The organism is Halorubrum sp. SP9 (genome assembly GCF_005435015.1).
GTDB lineage: Archaea > Halobacteriota > Halobacteria > Halobacteriales > Haloferacaceae > Halorubrum > Halorubrum sodomense.
Genome location: NZ_SGXU01000001.1, coordinates 52,763 through 65,014, shown reverse-complemented (window position 1 = coordinate 65,014; position 12,252 = coordinate 52,763). Strand labels below are relative to the sequence as shown.

At 72.2% G+C, this 12,252-nt stretch carries 13 protein-coding genes; 6 read left to right on the top strand and 7 right to left on the bottom strand.

What is annotated here, in order from left to right; genetic code table 11:
- The first annotated feature begins 162 nt into the window (after positions 1-162).
- Genes dhaK through EXE45_RS00300 form a run of 3 tightly spaced genes read left to right on the top strand, consistent with a single transcriptional unit; the run spans position 163 to position 2,296 of the window.
- Entirely contained in the window at positions 163-1,161 is a 999-nt protein-coding gene (gene dhaK / locus EXE45_RS00310; RefSeq protein WP_092923026.1) for a dihydroxyacetone kinase subunit DhaK, read from the top strand.
- On the top strand, positions 1,158-1,895 hold the full coding sequence (dhaL, locus tag EXE45_RS00305) for a dihydroxyacetone kinase subunit DhaL (RefSeq protein ID WP_137693215.1): 738 nt from the start codon (positions 1,158-1,160) through the stop codon (positions 1,893-1,895). The genes dhaK and dhaL overlap by 4 nt, the downstream gene beginning before the upstream one ends.
- Positions 1,895-2,296, top strand: a complete 402-nt coding sequence (locus EXE45_RS00300) for a PTS-dependent dihydroxyacetone kinase phosphotransferase subunit DhaM (protein WP_137693214.1) — start codon at positions 1,895-1,897, stop codon at positions 2,294-2,296. The genes dhaL and EXE45_RS00300 overlap by 1 nt, the downstream gene beginning before the upstream one ends.
- Positions 2,297-2,339: 43 nt before the next feature.
- Here the strand turns inward: EXE45_RS00300 and ptsP are convergent, their stop codons facing one another.
- From ptsP to EXE45_RS00280, 4 genes are all read right to left on the bottom strand, one after another.
- Positions 2,340-4,058 carry a phosphoenolpyruvate--protein phosphotransferase gene (gene ptsP / locus EXE45_RS00295; RefSeq protein ID WP_137693213.1) on the bottom strand — a complete coding sequence of 573 codons (1,719 nt, stop codon included), beginning with the start codon at positions 4,056-4,058 and terminating at the stop codon, positions 2,340-2,342.
- Entirely contained in the window at positions 4,055-4,399 is a 345-nt protein-coding gene (locus EXE45_RS00290) for an HPr family phosphocarrier protein (RefSeq protein WP_137693212.1), read from the bottom strand. The genes ptsP and EXE45_RS00290 overlap by 4 nt, the downstream gene beginning before the upstream one ends.
- A gap of 97 nt (positions 4,400-4,496) precedes the next feature.
- On the bottom strand, positions 4,497-5,699 hold the full coding sequence (locus EXE45_RS00285; RefSeq protein ID WP_137693211.1) for a redox-regulated ATPase YchF: 1,203 nt from the start codon (positions 5,697-5,699) through the stop codon (positions 4,497-4,499).
- Positions 5,700-5,798: 99 nt separating this feature from the next.
- Complete coding sequence (locus EXE45_RS00280) at positions 5,799-6,056, bottom strand: hypothetical protein (RefSeq protein ID WP_092923043.1); 258 nt, start codon at positions 6,054-6,056, stop codon at positions 5,799-5,801.
- A 122-nt stretch (positions 6,057-6,178) separates the two neighbouring features.
- Between EXE45_RS00280 and EXE45_RS00275 the strand changes: the two genes are divergently transcribed.
- Positions 6,179-6,790 carry a universal stress protein gene (locus tag EXE45_RS00275; protein WP_092923046.1) on the top strand — a complete coding sequence of 204 codons (612 nt, stop codon included), beginning with the start codon at positions 6,179-6,181 and terminating at the stop codon, positions 6,788-6,790.
- Positions 6,791-6,825: 35 nt separating this feature from the next.
- Here the strand turns inward: EXE45_RS00275 and EXE45_RS00270 are convergent, their stop codons facing one another.
- Positions 6,826-7,836: a biotin--[acetyl-CoA-carboxylase] ligase gene (locus EXE45_RS00270; protein WP_092923049.1), complete on the bottom strand. Its 1,011-nt coding sequence runs from the start codon at positions 7,834-7,836 to the stop codon at positions 6,826-6,828.
- Positions 7,837-7,970: 134 nt separating this feature from the next.
- On the opposite strand from EXE45_RS00270, the gene EXE45_RS00265 reads away from it, so the two are divergent.
- Both EXE45_RS00265 and EXE45_RS00260 read left to right on the top strand, forming a co-directional pair.
- A complete protein-coding gene (locus EXE45_RS00265) occupies positions 7,971-8,381 on the top strand; it encodes a 2Fe-2S iron-sulfur cluster-binding protein (protein ID WP_092923053.1) in 411 nt (136 codons plus the stop codon).
- A 169-nt stretch (positions 8,382-8,550) separates the two neighbouring features.
- The gene (locus tag EXE45_RS00260) at positions 8,551-9,123 is read left to right on the top strand and encodes a hypothetical protein (RefSeq protein ID WP_137693210.1); all 573 of its coding nucleotides are present in this window, start codon (positions 8,551-8,553) and stop codon (positions 9,121-9,123) included.
- A gap of 141 nt (positions 9,124-9,264) precedes the next feature.
- Here EXE45_RS00260 and EXE45_RS00255 read toward each other — a convergent pair whose 3' ends face one another.
- A complete protein-coding gene (locus EXE45_RS00255) occupies positions 9,265-9,795 on the bottom strand; it encodes a phosphate-starvation-inducible PsiE family protein (protein WP_137693209.1) in 531 nt (176 codons plus the stop codon).
- Between the two features lie 69 nt (positions 9,796-9,864).
- The gene (gene gatE / locus EXE45_RS00250; RefSeq protein WP_137693208.1) at positions 9,865-11,748 is read right to left on the bottom strand and encodes a Glu-tRNA(Gln) amidotransferase subunit GatE; all 1,884 of its coding nucleotides are present in this window, start codon (positions 11,746-11,748) and stop codon (positions 9,865-9,867) included.
- Positions 11,749-12,252: the final 504 nt, after the last annotated feature.

Genomic DNA, 12,252 nt, shown 5'->3' with positions numbered 1-12,252 from the left:
CCGCGTTCGTTCGACGTTGTCCGTCTGTTCCATACCCTCCCGCTCAACGTGGCTGTGTGCTGACCCCGATGTCAGGCGTGACGACCCTCGGGAGAAAGCGGCGACGACTCCGGGGGGGTGCCACTACGTTTAACCGGTCCGGACGAGATGTTACCAACGATCATGAAGAAGCTGATCAACGATCCGGACGACGTCGTCGACGAGATGCTCGACGGGATGACCGCGGCGCATCCCGACCGCCTGCGGCGGCTGCCGGACACGCAGGTGCTCGTGCGCGACGACGGTCCGGTCGACGACAAGGTGGCGCTGGTGACCGGGGGCGGCAGCGGCCACGAGCCGACGCACGCAGGGTACATCGGCGACGGCATGCTCGACGGGGCGGCCGCGGGCGACGTGTTCTCCTCGCCGACCGCCGACGAGTTCGAGGAACTGATCGGCGCCTGCGACGCGGGCGACGGCGTCCTCGCGATAATCAAGAACTACGAGGGCGACGTGATGAACTTCGAGACCGCCATCGAGCTCGCGGAGATGGAGGGCGTCGAGGTCGAGAGCGTCGTGGTGAACGACGACGTGGCCGTCGAGGACTCGCTGTACACCTCCGGCCGCCGCGGCGTCTGCGGGACCATCCTCGTCCACAAGGCCGCGGGCGCGAAGGCCGCACAGGGCGCCGACCTCTCGGAGGTCAAGCGCGTCGCCGAGAAGGTGGTCGACAACGTCGGCACGATGGGCACCGCGCTCACCTCCTGCGTCACCCCGGAGAAGGGCGAGCCAACCTTCGACCTCGGCGACGACGAGATCGAGCTCGGCATCGGGATCCACGGCGAGCCGGGCACCGAGCGCACCGAAGCGATGCCCGCGGACGAGGTGACCGAACACCTCACCGAGGCGGTCCTCGACGACCTCGACCTCGACGAGGGACAGGAGGTGCTCACGGTCGTCAACGGGATGGGCGCCACGCCACAGATGGAGCTGTTCGTCCTCAACCGCCGGCTTCAGGAGCTGCTCGGCGAGCGCGGCCTGGAGACGTACGACGCCTGGGTCGGCGACTACATGACATCGCTGGACATGGCCGGGGCGTCGATCACGGTGTGCGCGGTCGACGACGAGCTGAAGGAGCTGTTCGACGCGCCGGCCGACACGCCGGCGCTGACCGTCAAATGAGCGACGACGGCGCGGCGGTCGTCGCGGCCGTCGAGGCGATCGCCGAGCGCATCGAGAACGAGCGGGACCACCTGACCCAGCTCGACTCCGCGATCGGCGACGCCGACCACGGCGGGAACATGGCGCGCGGCTGGGCCGCGGCGGCCGACGCCGCGCGCGACCTCGACGACCCGGACGCCGAGACCGTCGCGAAGACGGTCGGCAAGACGCTGATGGCCGAGGTCGGCGGCGCCTCCGGCCCGCTGTTCGGCGGGTCGCTCGTGTTCGCGGCGGGCGAGCTCGAGGAGGGTGTCACCCCCGAGACCGCGGTCGCGTTCGCGGAGACGTACCTGGAGAAGGTCGAGGACCGGGGCGACGCGCGCGTCGGCGACCAGACGATGGTGGACGCGCTGACGCCCGCGGTCCACGCGTTCAAGAAGTCGATCGAGGTCGACGACCTGGAGCCGATCGAGGCGCTCGCGAAGGCGGTCGACGCCGCGGAGCGCGGCGTCGCGTTCACCGTCCCGATCCGCGCCCGGAAGGGCCGCGCCTCCTACCTCGGCTGGCGCTCGGTCGGCCACCAGGACCCCGGCGCGACGAGCACCCTGTTCATCCTCGAAGAGGTCCTCGACGTCGCCGCGGACCGGCTCGGCGTCGAGGTCCCGGAGACGGACGCCTCGTCGCCGACGATCCCGGACGAGGACCCCGACGAGGCGGCAGAGGACGGCTCCGCGGCGGCCTCGGAGGACGACTGATGGTCGGGATCGTCGTCGTCTCGCACAGCGAGCGCGCCGCGGAGGGGATCGCGGAGGTCGCCGCCGAGATGGCCGGCGACACCCGCATCGAGCCGGTCGGCGGCGACGGGAAGAGCGGGATCGGCACCGTCCCCGACGCCATCGAGGACGCCATCGACGCCGCGGCCGGGGAGGGGAGTGACGCCGCCGACGCGGACGGCGTCGTCGTCCTCGTCGACCTCGGCAGCGCGGTGATGAACGCGGACGTCGCCGTCGAGCTGAGCGAGGCGGAGGCGGTCATCGCGGACGCGCCCGTCCTCGAGGGCGCGGTCAACGCGGCGGTCGCGGCCACCGACCCGTCGGCCACGATGGAGTCCGTTCGCGAGCAGGCCGAGGCGGCGCGCGATATGGAGAAGCTGTAAGACGGACCGGCTCGTCGCCGCCCCGCTCTCGCTCCGATGCGGTCTACGCCGCGCGGTCGTCGAGGCCAAGCACGTCCAGCACCTCGCTCCGCGTCTCGCAGGCGACCGCGTCGGCCGCGAGCGACGCCGCGGCGTCGGCATCGACCCCGCGGATCCGCCGTTTCACGTCCGGGACCGTCACCGCGCTCATGCTGAGCTCGTCGAAGCCCAGCCCGACGAGCAGCTCCGTCAGCGCCGGGTCACCGGCCATCTCGCCGCACATCCCGGCCCACGCGTCGGTCCCCTCGACGGCCGCGGTCGTCCGGTCGAGCGCGCGCAACACCGCCGGGTGGAGCGGATCGTGGTACTCTGCCACCGCGTCGTTGCCGCGGTCGGCCGCCATCACGTACCCCGCGAGGTCGTTCGTCCCGACGCTCAGGAAGTCGAGCCGCTCGGCGAGCGCGTCCGCGAGGAACGCCGCCGCCGGCGTCTCGACCATCGCGCCCAGCTCGGGGACCGCGTGGTCGACGCCCTCGCTCGCAAGGTCGTCGGCGACCGACTCGACGGTCGCGACCGCGCGCTCGACCTCCTCGACGCGGGTGACCAGCGGGAACATCACCGCGAGCCCGTCGCCGGCGTCGGTCGCCGCGGCGCGCAGCAGCGCCCGGAGCTGCGTCTCGAAGAGGTCGTCGTGCTCGTCGAGCGACAGCCGGATCCCCCGCCGCCCGAGGAACGGGTTCGGCTCGTCGGGGAGCTCCAGGTAGGGAATCGGCTTGTCGCCGCCGACGTCGAGCGTCCGCACGACGACGCGGTCGTCGGGGAACGCCGACAGCGAGGCCCTCACGGCCTCGTACTGCTCCGCCTCGCTCGGCGGCGCCTCGCGGTCGACGAAGAGGAACTCGCTCCGGAACAGCCCGATCCCGTCCGCGCCGCGCTCGGTCGCCGGCCCCAGCTCGGCCTCGCCGCCGACGTTGGCGGCGACCTCGACCGGCCGGCCGTCGGCCGTCTCGACGCGCTCGCGGATCGCGTCCGGACCCGCCTCCCGCACCGTGTCGCGGCGCGCCTCGTCCGGGTCGACGACGACCTCGCCGGCCTCACCGTCGACGAGGACCGTTTCCCCGTCCGCGACCGATTCGAGCGCCTCGCCGACGCCGACGACCGCGGGGATCGCCAGCGACCGCGCGATGATCGCGGCGTGAGAGGTGCGGCCCCCCTCGACCGTCGCGATCCCGGCGACCGCGTCGGGGTCGAGCGCGGCGGTGTCGCTCGGCGTGAGCCGCTCCGCCAGCAGGACCGTCCCCTCGGGGAGCGCGGCGAGGTCGGCGGCGGTCGACCCGCCGGATTCGCGGTTGAGGAGCGCGCGGAGCAACCGGTCGCGGACGTCGCGCAGGTCGTCGGCGCGCTCGGCCATCCGGCCCTCCATCCCCTCGAACTGCGAGACGGCCTCGTCGAACCGGTCCGCGACGGCGTGCGCCGCGGGCGTCCCCTCGCGGACGGCGGCCTCGACGTCCTCGACGATCGTCGGGTCGTCGAGGAACCCCTCGTGGGCCTCGAACACCGCCGCCTCCTCCTCGCCCACGCGCTCGGCCGTCCGGTCGCGGGCGTCACGCAGGGCCTCCCGCACGGCGTCCCGGGCCGCCTCGTATCGGTCCAGTTCGGCGTGGACGTCGACCGACTCGGGGTCGGGTCGGTCGGGGAGCGTCAGGTCGGCGTCGGGGCGGTACCAGCGCGCCGTCCCGACCCCCGAGCGCGGCGTGCTGCCGACGCCGTCGAACGTCCTCACGGCGCGCCCTCCGCCTCGTCGCCGCCGTCGGTTTCGTCCTCGCCGTCGGTCTCGTCATCCTCCTCCGCCGCGTCCTCGACCGGGCTCGTGAGCAGATCGCAGACCGCGTCCAGGGCCGCCTCGGCGTCGGGGCCCTCGGCGACCACGCGGACCGACTCGCCGTGCTCGACGTTCAGCCCGCTGACGGAGAGCATGCTGTCGGCGCGGACGAGGCCGTCGTCGCCGTCGTCGTCGCGCCCGATCGACACGTCGGCGTCGAATCGGTTCGCCGTCTGTACCAGCTTCGAGGCGGGTCGGGCGTGGAGGCCGGCCTCGGGTTCGACCGTGACGGTCCGTTCCATAGGGACGGGTTGGACCCCGGCGGGTAATAGCTGATCGGGGTCTCCGGGGACTCGGCTACGAGGGCCGGGGAGCGAGAGCGAGCGGACGGGCCGCCACTCAGGGCGCCGCCTGCTTCGTCGAGACCAGCTCGATCACGTCGCGGTGGGAGAGCTCGCGGTCGGTCCCGACCTGCCTGCCGCTCCGGCAGTCGGTACCGTGGAGGAGCCCCTCGCCGATGTCGGAGTGGATGTGGTACGCGAAGTCCTCCGTGGTCGACCCCGCCGGGAGGATGAAGCAGTCGCGGAAGACCCCCTTCTCGTCTTTGCTCCCGTTCGCGGAGCCGGGGAAGACCGCGATACAGCCCAGCACGTCGAAGACGGCCGCTTCGAGCGCGCCCTGAACGCCGGTCCCGTCGTACTCACCGACGAACTCCGCGATCTGATCGAGGCCCGCTTCCTGCTCGCCGGAGACGTCGCCGACGACGTCGAAGCCGCTCTCGCCGGGGGTGTAGTCGACGACGCCGGCCTCGTCCGCGTTTTTGAGGGCCTTCTCCGCGTGGGCGCTGGAGGGGACGAAGGATAGGTGGTCGTAGTCGGGGTCCGTCGTTATCTCCTCCCAGTTCGCCTGCGCCTCCGGCGTGTCCATCTTGTTGGCGGCGACGACCATCGGCTTCGTCCGCTTGCGGATCTCGCGGGCGAGGTCGGCCTTGTCGGCGTCGTCCCACGTCTCCGGATCGAGTTCGAGCCCCTCGGCGAGGATGACGCGCTTCATCCGGTCCTTGTCGATGCCGAACGCGGACATCTGGTCGGCGAGCTCGGCCTCGATGGCGGCGTCCGCGCCGTGGTAGCGCGTCTCGAACTTCTCTACGCCCTTCTCCAACACGTCGAGGTACCAGGCGTCGAGCTCCGCCTCCAAGAAGTCGATGTCCTCGCGGGGGTCGTGGCCCTCGGTCGCCTCGCCCTCGATGTCGGTCTTCCCCGAGAAGTCGACGACGTGGATCAGCACGTCGGTCTCGTTGAGGTCGGTGAGGAACTGGTTGCCGAGCCCGCGGCCCTCGTGGGCGCCCGGGACCAGCCCGGCGACGTCGACGAGCTTCACGGGGACGAACCGCGTCCCCTCGCGGCAGACGCCGACGCTCGGCGTACACGTCTCGTCGAACTCGGGCGCTGCGCAGTCGACGCGGACGTACGCCTCGCCGACGGTCGGGTCGATGGTGGTGAACGGGTACGCGCCCTCCGGCACGTCGTTCATGGTCGCGGCGTTGAAGAACGTCGACTTCCCCACCGAGGGCTTGCCGACGAGTCCGATCCGGTAGCTCATTACCACCAGTGCGCGATCCGCGGTAAAAAGCGATGCGAGACGCGCCGTGGCGTGGGGAGCGGTGACGAGGGGCGAGATTCGAGGACCGGTCGAGCGCCGTTACGCGTCGCCGTCGGACTGTCCCGGTTCGCCGAGCGCCTCGATCGGGAGGACGTTCTGGAGCGCGGCGTGCGCGTCGGCGGCGCTCTCGAAGGTGTCCTGGTCGACGTCCGCGAGCAGGTCACCGAGGTCGGCGTCGCCGTCGGCGAACAGCACCGTCGTGCCGGCGAACGACTCGGCGAGCGCCTCCCGGTCGGCGGGGTACGCGTGATCCTCGAGCGTCGGTTCGAGCCGGGAGAGGTTGATCTCGTCGGACATACAGTCCCCTCGGCGGGACGAGGCATAAACGCGCGCCCTGGTACCGCTTCGACGGATACCGGCGAGGAACCAGCAAAAACTGTAAAGAGTTATCCGCTGTCGGTGACACGTCACATGTGAACATGCCCCTATACGACCGAATCCTGGTTCCGACCGACGGCTCCTCGGAGGGGGAGCTGGCGGTGTGCCACGCGCTCGACCTCGCCGCGGTCCACGGGGCGTCGGTCCGCGCCATCTACGTGGTCGACACCGCGCGGTACGCCGGAATGCCGATGGAAACGACGTGGGAAGGCGTCGGCGACCTGCTGTACGACGACGGAGAGGCCGCCCTCGAAACGGTGCGGGAACTGGCCGCGGACCGCGACGTCGACGTCGAGACCGCCGTCGTCGAGGGGTCGCCGAGCCGCGAGATCATCACGCAGGCCGAGGAGGCGGACTGCGACCTCGTCGTGATGGGGACCCACGGGAGAGGTGGGATCGACAGGCTGCTCCTCGGCAGCGTCGCGGAGAAGGTCGTCCGCGGTTCGTCGGTCCCGGTGTTGACCGTCCGGATCGGCGACGGGGAGGAGCCGCCGAGCGCCGCCGAATCGGAGAGCGCGACCGAATCGGCGAACACGAGCGGCTCCGCGGGCGACGAGGAGTCCGCGACCGCGAGCGGGACGAGCGCGGGCGAGACGGGCGCCGCCGGGACCGACGCGGACGGCTCGGTCTCCGACGCGACGGAAACCGGGTAGGCGGACGCAGCGGCCGGCGCCTCCGCCGTCCCGAGTCACTCCGCGTCGCGGAGGTGTTCGCAGTCGCCCGCGTGGACGCGCCGCCGCCCCTCGTCGGTGTCGACCACGAGCGCGCCCGGCCCCGCGACGTCGACCGCGGTTCCCTCCACGACCCCGTCCGCGGCCTCGACGCGGACGCGCCGCCCGAGCGTGCTCGCCCGCTCGCGCCACGCCGGGAGGACCCCGTCGAGCGCCGCGGGCGACGCCGTCAGCGCCGCGTAGCGTTCGAGCAGCGTCGCGGCGAACCGCCGCCGGTCGATCGGTTCCCCGCGCTCCGCCGACAGCGACGCCGCGCCCGCGGGCAGCGTCTCCGGAACGATGTTCGCGTTGACCCCGACGCCGACGACGAGCCAGCCGACGCGGTCGGCCTCCCCCTCCATCTCCGTGAGGATCCCCGCCAGCTTTCGACCACCGCGCCCGGTCGCCTCCGGGTCGGCGCCGTCGTGTCCCTCGCCAACGTCACCCTCAGCGTCCTCCTCGCCGCCGACGAGCACGTCGTTCGGCCACTTGATGTGCGCGTCGACGCCGGCCTCGCGGGCGGCGTCGGTCGTCGCGACCGCGGCCGCGAGGGTGAACAGCGGCGCCCGCGCGGTCGGCACGTCGGGGCGGGTCAGGACCGACAGCCAGACGCCGCCGCTCGGCGCCACCCACTCGCGGTCGAGGCGCCCCCGCCCGCCGGTCTGCTCGTCGGCGACCACGGCGACGTCGGCGGCCCCCGCTCCCGCGAGTTCGCGGGCCCGCTCGTTCGTCGACGCGATCCGATCGCGGTACTCCACCGAGTAGGGGGCGTCGAGTCCGAACGCGATGCCCGGCCCGGAGTAGCCAGGATCGTCGGGGGGCACGTACCCGTCCGGCGTCGACCCGATCGCGAACCCCTCCTCGCGGAGCCCCTCGACCGCCTTCCAGACGGCCGCCCGTGAGACGCCGAGCGAGTCGGCGAGGGCGGGGCCGGAGACCGGACCGTCGTCGGCCGCGAGGGCGTCCAACAGCGCGCGCCGCGTGTCCATACCGCCCGTTCCGACGCCCGCGCCGAAAGCCGTTCCGGGTCTCGGAGGCTCAGTCGGGCCCCGGAGGCTCAGTCGGGCCCCGGAGGCTCAGTCGGGCCCCGGACGCTTTGTGTCCGGCGCGCGAAGGGGCCGTGATGACCGACCGCGACGGCGGCGGTGGCGGCGACGACCGGCCGACCGACGGGGCCGAGACGGTCCGGCTCACCGTCGTCGACGGCGACGACCGCGTCGAGATCGACGCCGAGCGCGGTCGCACCCTCCGCCGGGTCCTCCTCGACGCCGGCCTGTCGCCGTACGCGCCCGCGACGCGCCGCCTCAACTGCGGCGGACGGGGGCTCTGCGCCACCTGCGGCGTCCGCGTTCGCGAGGGACCGCCGGCCGATCACTGGCACGACCGCCTCGCCGACCGGTTCGGTTACCCACGGCTCTCCTGTCAGATTTCGGTCGACCGACCGATGACGGTCGGGCTCGTCGACAAGCGCGTGTGGGGCGGGCGGCGAGCCGACACGCGGGCCGAGAGAGAGGACTCGGACGAAGGGGGTTGAGCGCGGCGAGCCGAGGGCCCCCACACCTCGTTTCCGGTGAAACGGCGAACGGTAGCGCGTCACACGCGACCGCGCGGCGACGGGCGGCACTGGCGTCTACTGCGGCGCGAGGCGACACGGGCGCCCGCCGCGGCACAAAAGCCAAGTCCGCGGGCCCGAACCGTCCGGTATGCAACCCTCCAAGGAGCGCGAGTCGTCCGACGACCCGATGGACGACCTCGACGACCTCCTCGACGACGACCTCGCGGGCGGCGAGGGGGAGTCCGGCGCCGATTCCGGCGGCGCCGCGGCGACAGACACGGGCAGCGAGACCGCGCGGGGCACCGGGAGTACCGGTGGCTCCGGCCGGATCGGCGTCTCCGGGCGCTGGTTCTCGGGGAAGGCCTTCGCGCTCGCGCTCGTCGCGGTCGCGATCGGGGTGTTCACCGGCGGCCTGGTCCCGCTCATCGGCGGGACGATAGGCACCGCGGGGGGCGTGTTCCTCGCCGCGTTCCTGCTCGGCCTCGCCCTGTCGACGCGCCGGTACGTCGAGACGGGGATCGCCGGGGCCGCGGCGGGCGCGGCGAGCGCGGTGACGAGCGTCCTCGGCGTCGGGTTCCTCCCGATCGGCATCGACTACCTCTCGCAGTGGGGGCTCCCGCTCCTCGCGGTCGGCGGGGGCGTCGGATTGGTACTCGCGCTGCTCGGGCACTACTTCGGTCGCGACCTCCGTGCGGGGCTGAGTCAGGACATCGAGGGGTGAACGAGGGCACACGACTCGGCTCAGGGGGTTCGAAACGCGCCGACCGTTGGAGCCGAACGACCCCCGCGAGGGGGGAGTCATCGAGAAGGCCTGTCCGACCTCGACACGCCGACCGAGGCGCTGACGGGCTGACGGCCGAGCTCACTCCGGGTCCGGAACCAACGAGGACCCGACGGAGCGCTCGACGTATAAGAGCGCCACCAGTCCGAGGATGATGACGGTGTACGACACCGCTGCGAACAGCGCCCCCTCGGTCGAGGCGTACTCGGAGGTGCGGAAGATGATCACCTTCCGGACCATCGCGATGACGCCGGTGTATATCACCAGCCTGACGATCCGTCGAGTGTCGCTCTGTTCGATGTAAGCGACGACCGTCTCGTACACCTCGACGATGATGAGCAGCAGCAGGCCGGTCTCGATGAAGCCGACAACCGTGTTCGGGTCGGTGATCTCGCCGGTGGGGACGGACTCGGCGATCTGGATCGCGAGATCGACGACGCCGATGCCGAAGAGGAGGGCGAAAAGCGCCGCCGCGGCCAGTTCGACGCCGTGGATAAAGCGGTTCGTCGCGGCGGAGACGCGGTCGCCGCGCGCCTTCGCGACGGACGGGTCGGGCGTCCGGTCCGGCGAGGACGGGTCGTCCGGCGGGTCGGCCGGGGGCGAGTCTGCCATCTGGATTCCCTCGTGGCGAAGCAGGTCCTCCCGACACGTAAAGAGCGGGCCTAACCGACCCAGCGCACGCTACGAGCGCTTGCCTATCTCCTCGCGCAACACGTCGGAGACGACCTCGCCGTCGGCCTTCCCGCGGAGCGCGCCCATCGCCTCGCCCATCAGCCCGGAGAACGCGCCCATCCCCTCGGCCTCGATCTGGTCGGCGTTGCGCTCAACGACCTCCGCGACCGCCTCGCGGACCTCGTCCTCGCTCACGCCCGAGAGGCCCGCCTCCTCGACGGCCTCCGCGGCGGACAGCTCGGGGTCCTCCGCGAGCGTCGTCAGCACCTCGGGGACCCCCTCCTTCGCGAGGTCGCCGTCCTCGACGAGGTCGAACAGGGCCAGGAAGTGGTCGTCGCTGAGCGCCTCCACGGGCGCGCCGTCGCGCCGTATCTCGGTCGTCGTCGACGCCAGCGTCGACGCCGCGAAGGTGGGGTCGACGCCGCGCTCGACCGCCGCCTCGAACAGCGGGAACCGCTGGCCGAACGCGACCTGCTCGGCGAGGCCCGCGTCGAGGCCGAACTCGTCGGCGTACCGCGCCGCCTTCTCGTCGAGCAGTTCCGGCGTCTCCACGTCCGAGGGGTCGGGCTCGACCGGCGGCACGTCCGTCTCGGGGTACATCCGCGCGGCGCCCGGCAGCGGCCGAAGGTAGCGCGTGGTCCCGTCGTCGTTCGCGCCGCGGGTCTCCTCGGGGACGCCCTCGATGGCGGTCTCGGCGCGCTCGGCGGCCGCCTCGATCGCGAGGTCGGCGGTCTCGGGGTCGGCCGCGACGATGGCGACCGCGTCGCCCTCGCCCGCGCCGACCGCGTCGCGGAGCGCGTCGACCTCCGCCTCGGTGACGCCGTACGCCGGCAGCTCGTCGGTGTGGAAGATGCCGCCCGCGCCGTGGCGCTTCACGTGGTCCGAGAGCTCGGTCCCGAGCCGGCGGTCCGGCTGAATCTCGCGGCCGACGAGCCCGTCGAAGCCGAACAGCGGGGCCGCGGTCACCTTCCCGCCGGTGTCGAGCGCGCCGCGGATGACCCCGGACTCGGTGTCGGCGAAGACATCGGTCACGTCGGCGACGTCGCCGACGCTCGCGTCGCGCTCACGGAGCTCGTCGCGGATCCCCAAGAGTTCGGCCTGCCGCCCGACCTCGCCGCGGACGATGTCCTCGATCCCCTGGAGGTCCTGGACGCCCTTCACCTCGACGCGGGCGCCCTCCTCGATGGAGACGTTCACGTCCTGGCGGATCGTGCCGAGGCCGCGCTTCACCGCCCCCGTCGAGCGGAGCAGCATCCCGATGCGCTCGGCGGCCTGGCGCGCGCCCTCGGGGCTCCGGATGTCCGGGCCCGTCCCGATTTCGACGAGGGGGACGCCGAGGCGGTCGAGCGAGTAGACGACGCCGTCGTCGGTCTCCTCGACGCGCTTCGCGGACTCCTCTTCGAGCATGAGGTCGACGACGGACACCGACCCCGACTCCGTCTCGATCTCGCCGTCCTGCCCGAGGAGGATCGAGCGCTGGAAGCCGGAGGTGTTCGAGCCGTCGATGACGAGCTTCCGCATGACGTGCGCCTGGTCGACGACCGAGAGGTCGAGCAGGTCGGCGATCTGGAGCGCCACGGAGAGCGCCTCGCCGTCGACGCGCCGCGGCGGCTCGTCGTCCTCCTCGACGAGGCAGGTGGTATCGTACGCGAGGTAGGTGAACTCGCGGTCGACGCGGCTCTCCTCCATCGCGGCGTCGTCGAGCTCGCCCAACTCGCTCTTCGTCGGGTGGAGCCGCCGGGTGATCGACCGGTCGGACTCCTCGGGGTCGCGCTCGACAGTCGGGGAGTCGCAGAACAGCTTGGTCTCGGTGTCGAGCTGCTGGTGGATCTCCAGCCCGGCGACGAGCCCCAGCTCCTCGTAGTCGTACTCGGGGGTCGCGTCCGTACTCATTACTCCACACTCCGACGGCGCGCGACTAAAAGGGTGGCAGTTCGCGCGAACGACATAGGATCCGGACCGTCGATACTATTTATAAACCACAGGTGCGGTGGCGCGTGCCTGCGAGCGGCCGACAGGCCGCGAGTAGCACGCGCGAGGGAGTCGGTGGTCCGGAGCGAAGCGGAGGGCCACCGACGAGGCTGGGGAGGCGTGAGGCCGCGGTGCTGTGCGGTGCGGGGTGGGACGCAAAGGGGCAGCCGGGAGGGCGGCGCAGACGACGTAAGCACCACAGCGAGCAGCGCGAGCGAGGAGCGCAACGAGTGTGCGCCGCCCTCCCGGCTGGGGCTTTGGCGGTGTTCGCCACCGATCCGCGGGCAGGAGTTTATAAACGACTGACTGGAGCTTTGGCGGTGTTCGCCGCCGATCTGCGAGCAACAATTTATAAGCGAACGGCTGGAGCTTTGGCGGTGTTCAGGACCACGGCATTCCGATCGTAGCTGTCGCTCGTCGCGTAGC

Excerpts from the sequence above, each read along its gene's own strand:
- dhaK (WP_092923026.1), top strand. The coding sequence starts at position 163 with ATGAAGAAGCTGATCAACGATCCGGACGACGTCGTCGACGAGATGCTC.
- dhaL (WP_137693215.1), top strand. The coding sequence starts at position 1,158 with ATGAGCGACGACGGCGCGGCGGTCGTCGCGGCCGTCGAGGCGATCGCC.
- EXE45_RS00300 (WP_137693214.1), top strand. The coding sequence starts at position 1,895 with ATGGTCGGGATCGTCGTCGTCTCGCACAGCGAGCGCGCCGCGGAGGGG.
- EXE45_RS00290 (WP_137693212.1), bottom strand. The coding sequence starts at position 4,399 with ATGGAACGGACCGTCACGGTCGAACCCGAGGCCGGCCTCCACGCCCGA.
- EXE45_RS00285 (WP_137693211.1), bottom strand. The coding sequence starts at position 5,699 with ATGAGCTACCGGATCGGACTCGTCGGCAAGCCCTCGGTGGGGAAGTCG.
- EXE45_RS00280 (WP_092923043.1), bottom strand. The coding sequence starts at position 6,056 with ATGTCCGACGAGATCAACCTCTCCCGGCTCGAACCGACGCTCGAGGAT.
- EXE45_RS00275 (WP_092923046.1), top strand. The coding sequence starts at position 6,179 with ATGCCCCTATACGACCGAATCCTGGTTCCGACCGACGGCTCCTCGGAG.
- EXE45_RS00270 (WP_092923049.1), bottom strand. The coding sequence starts at position 7,836 with ATGGACACGCGGCGCGCGCTGTTGGACGCCCTCGCGGCCGACGACGGT.
- EXE45_RS00265 (WP_092923053.1), top strand. The coding sequence starts at position 7,971 with ATGACCGACCGCGACGGCGGCGGTGGCGGCGACGACCGGCCGACCGAC.
- EXE45_RS00260 (WP_137693210.1), top strand. The coding sequence starts at position 8,551 with ATGCAACCCTCCAAGGAGCGCGAGTCGTCCGACGACCCGATGGACGAC.
- EXE45_RS00255 (WP_137693209.1), bottom strand. The coding sequence starts at position 9,795 with ATGGCAGACTCGCCCCCGGCCGACCCGCCGGACGACCCGTCCTCGCCG.
- gatE (WP_137693208.1), bottom strand. The coding sequence starts at position 11,748 with ATGAGTACGGACGCGACCCCCGAGTACGACTACGAGGAGCTGGGGCTC.